Genomic DNA, 4,259 nt, shown 5'->3' with positions numbered 1-4,259 from the left:
GTCGGTGATCTGCCGACGGTGGCCCCGCTGCAGCAGGTCGCACCCGGTCACTTCGTGGCCCGCCATCCGGTGGGCGTCGCTTTCTGATCTTCTTGTTCTGCTCATTCAAAGCCAGGAGTACTCGATGAACCGACAACAGCTCTCCCGAATCGCCGCCGCGCTGGCACTGGCCGGCACCGCGCTGGCCGCCCAGGCCGCGAAGGACATCACGATCGCCGTCGCGTCGACCTTCACGACGACCGACCCGTACGACGCCAACGACACGCTGTCGCAGGCGGTGGCCAAGTCGTTCTACCAGGGCCTGTACGGCTTCGACAAGGACATGAAGATGGTGCCGGTGCTGGCCGAGAGCCACACCGCCAGCAAGGACGGCCTGGTCTACACCGTCAAGCTGAAGAGCGGCATCAAGTTCCATGACGGCACGCCGTTCAACGCCGAGGCGGTGAAGGCCACGTTCGACCGCGTGACGAACCCCGACAACAAGCTCAAGCGCTACAACCTCTACAAGAACATCGCGAAGACCGAGGCGCTCGACGCGACCACGGTGCGCTTCACGCTGAAGGAGCCGTTCTCGCCGTTCATCAACACGCTGGCGCACCCGTCGGGCGTGATCATCTCGCCGGCGGCGCTCGCGAAGTACGGCAGCAAGGGCATCGCGCAGAACCCGGTGGGCACCGGCCCGTTCAAGTTCGTCGAGTGGAAGGCCACCGACTACCTGAAGGTCGAGAAGTTCGACGGCTACTGGAAGAAGGGCTGCCCGAAGGTCGACAGCATCACCTGGCGGCCGGTGGTCGACAACAACACCCGCGCCGCGGTGATGCAGACCAACGAGGCGCACTTCGCGTTCCCGGTGCCGCCCGAGGCGGTCGAGACGCTGTCGAAGAAGCCGAGCCTGGAGGTGACCGCATCGCCGTCGATCATCCAGCGCTACCTGTCGATGAACGTGCAGCAGAAGCCGTTCGACAACCCGAAGGTGCGCGAGGCGATCAACTACGCGATCAACAAGGATGCGCTGATCAAGGTGGCCTTCTCCGGCTACGCGATTCCCGCCGAAGGTGTGCTGCCGCAGGGCGTGGAGTACGCCGCCAAGCTGGGGCCCTGGCCGTACAACCCGGCCAAGGCGCGCGAGCTGCTGAAGGAGGCCGGCTACCCGAACGGCTTCGAGACGACGCTGTGGTCGGCCTACAACCACACGACGGCGCAGAAGGTGATCCAGTTCGTGCAGCAGCAGCTGGCGCAGGTGGGGATCAAGCTGCAGGTGCAGGCGCTCGAAGCCGGCCAGCGCGTCGAGCGCGTCGAGAGCGCGCAGGACCCGGCGACCGCGCCGGTGCGCATGTATTACGTCGGCTGGTCGTCGTCGACCGGCGAGGCCGACTGGGCGATGCGCCCGCTGCTGGCCTCGGAGTCGTTCCCGCCGAAGCTGTTCAACACCGCGTACTACAAGAACGAGGTGGTCGACGGCGCGATCGCGAAATCGCTGGTGACCACCGACAAGGCCGAGAAGGCGAAGCTCTACACCGAGGCGCAGAAGCAGATCTGGAAGGACGCGCCCTGGGCCTTCCTGGTGACGGAGCGGCTGGTGTCGGTGCGGGCGCGCAACCTGGCGGGCTTCTATGTGATTCCGGACGGCAGCTTCAACTTCGACGATGTCGAATTGAAGTGATCGGCTGAATCGAACACCGGCCATGGTCGTCTATCTCATCAAGCGCCTGCTGGGGCTGCTGCCGACGCTGCTGATCGTCGCGGTGCTGGTGTTCGCCTTCGTGCACCTGCTGCCGGGCGATCCGGCGCGGCTCGCGGCGGGCGTCGATGCCGGCCCCGAGACGGTCGAGCTGGTGCGCCGCGACCTCGGTCTCGACCTGCCGCTGCCGCAGCAGTTCGTGCGCTTCTTCAGCCATGCGCTGCAGGGTGACTTCGGGCTGTCGATCCGCAGCAAGCGGCCGGTGTCCACCGAGATCGCCGAGCGCTTCGGCCCGACCTTCTTCCTGACCCTCGCGGCGATGGGCTGGTCGGTGCTGCTCGGGCTGGTGCTCGGTGTCGCCTCGGCCGTCTGGCGCAACCGCTGGCCCGACCGGCTGGGCATGACGCTCGCGATCTCGGGCATCTCGTTCCCGTCGTTCGCGCTCGGCATGGTGCTGATGCAGTTGTTCTCGGTGCAGCTCGGCTGGCTGCCGACGGTCGGCGCCGACAGCTGGCGGCACTACATCCTGCCGTCGCTGACGCTCGGTGCCGGCGTGGCCGCGGTGATGGCGCGCTTCACGCGCAGTTCGTTCATCGACATCCTGAAGGAAGACTACGTGCGCACCGCGCGCGCCAAGGGCCTGGGCGAGCTGCCGGTGGTGTTCAAGCACGGGCTGCGCAATGCGCTGATCCCGGTCGTCACGATGATGGGCCTGCAGTTCGGCTTCCTGCTGGGCGGCTCGATCGTCGTCGAGGTCGTCTTCAACTGGCCCGGCATGGGCCGGCTGCTGGTCGACGCGGTCGAGATGCGCGACTACCCGCTGATCCAGGCGCTGGTGCTGCTGTTCTCGCTCGAGTTCATCCTGATCAACCTGCTGGTGGACGTGCTGTACGCCGTCATCAACCCGACCATCCGCTTCCAGTGAACACACCCTCTACCGCTCCCACGACGGCCGTGCGCACGCCGGCCTCCGAGTTCTGGCGCAAGTTCAAGCGCCAGCGCGTCGCGCTGGTGGCCGGCGCGTTCGTGCTGCTGCTGGTGGCGGTGGCGGCGTTCGCGCCGTGGCTGGTGCCGTTCGATGCCGAGAACTTCTTCGACTACGACGCGCTGAACACGCCGCCGTCGGCCAGGCACTGGTTCGGCGTCGATTCGCTCGGGCGCGACATCTTCAGCCGCATCCTGATGGGTGCGCGCATCTCGCTGGCGGCCGGCTTCATCTCGGTGGCGGTGGGCGCGGTGATCGGCACGCTGCTCGGGCTGCTGGCCGGCTACTACCAGGGCTGGTGGGATCGCATCGTGATGCGCATGGCCGACGTGCTGTTCGCGTTCCCCGGCATCCTGCTGGCGATCGGCATCGTCGCGATCCTCGGCAACGGCATGGTCAACGTGATCCTCGCGGTCGCGGTGTTCAGCGTGCCGGCGTTCGCGCGGCTGGTGCGCGGCAACGTGCTGTCGCTGAAGCACCAGACCTACATCGAGGCGGTGCGCTCGATCGGCGCCTCGGACACCGTGATCATGCTGCGCCACCTGCTGCCCGGCACGGTGGCCTCGGTGGTGGTGTACCTGACGATGCGCATCGGCACCTCGATCATCACCGCGGCCAGCCTGTCCTTCCTCGGGCTCGGTGCGCAGCCGCCGACGCCGGAGTGGGGCGCGATGCTGAACGAAGCGCGTGCCGACATGTTGAACGCGCCGCACGTCGCGCTGTTCCCGAGCCTCGCGATCTTCGTCACGGTGCTGGCGTTCAACCTGCTGGGCGACGGCCTGCGCGACGCGCTGGACCCGAAGCTGGACAAGTTCTGATGGAGCTCTCGGCGCTCGGCGCACCGCGCGTGGGCGTGCTGCCCGCGGGAGCGCTGGATGCGATCACCGATGTGCCGGGCGTCTCGCTCGGCCATTGCACGCTGGCCGACGGCGCGACGCAGACCGGCGCCACCGTGCTGCTGCCGCAGCCGGGCAACCTCTTCCTGCACAAGCTGCCGGCCGGGCTGGCGGTGATCAACGGCTTCGGCAAGAGCCTCGGGCTGATGCAGGTGCAGGAACTCGGCACGCTCGAATCGCCGATCGCGCTGGTCAGCACGCTGGCGGTCGGCACCGCGGCGACGGCGCTGGTGCGCGACGGGCTGGCGCAGAACCCGGAGCTCGCGCGCAGCCTGCCGACGCTGAACCCGCTGGTGTTCGAGTGCAACGACGGGTGGCTGAACGATGCGCGCGCGCTGGCCTTGCAGGAATCGCATGTGGCGCAGGCGCTGGCGGCCGCGCGCGAAGGGCCGGGGAGTGTTGCGCAGGGCAGCGTGGGCGCAGGGCGCGGCATGTCGTGCCATGGCTTGAAGGGCGGCATCGGCAGTGCATCGCGCCGGGTCGCGTGGCAGGGGCGTGGGTTCAACCTCGGCGCGCTGGTGCTCGCGAACCAGGGCCGGCCCGAGGCGCTGACGATCGCCGGCCGGCGCATCGGCGCGCAACTGCAGGCGCGCCTGCACGCTGATGCGGGGCCGGAGCGCGGCTCGATCATCGTGCTGCTGGCCACCGACGCACCGCTGGATGCGCGGCAGCTGGGCCGTGTCGCGCGGCGCGCGGC

General features: G+C 68.3%; 4 protein-coding genes. All 4 read left to right on the top strand.

The features are described from left to right. Positions 1-124: 124 nt before the first annotated feature. Positions 125-1,663, top strand: coding sequence for a glutathione ABC transporter substrate-binding protein GsiB (gene gsiB / locus AC1D12_RS26290; RefSeq protein ID WP_477843915.1), 1,539 nt, complete (start codon positions 125-127; stop codon positions 1,661-1,663). Between the two features lie 22 nt (positions 1,664-1,685). Continuing rightward, positions 1,686-2,606, top strand: coding sequence for a glutathione ABC transporter permease GsiC (gene gsiC / locus AC1D12_RS26285; RefSeq protein WP_047511653.1), 921 nt, complete (start codon positions 1,686-1,688; stop codon positions 2,604-2,606). Further along, complete coding sequence (gene gsiD, locus AC1D12_RS26280; RefSeq protein WP_465112413.1) at positions 2,603-3,484, top strand: glutathione ABC transporter permease GsiD; 882 nt, start codon at positions 2,603-2,605, stop codon at positions 3,482-3,484. Before gsiC ends, gsiD begins: the two co-directional genes overlap by 4 nt. Then, positions 3,484-4,259: P1 family peptidase (locus AC1D12_RS26275; protein WP_477843913.1), on the top strand; the 776-nt coding region annotated here is incomplete at its 3' end. The genes gsiD and AC1D12_RS26275, both read left to right, overlap by 1 nt.

The sequence above is a fragment of the Rhizobacter sp. P1_G5 genome, assembly GCF_056405435.1.
The sequence above is the reverse complement of the archived record's forward strand: the minus strand, read 5'-3'. Positions and strand labels throughout refer to the sequence as shown.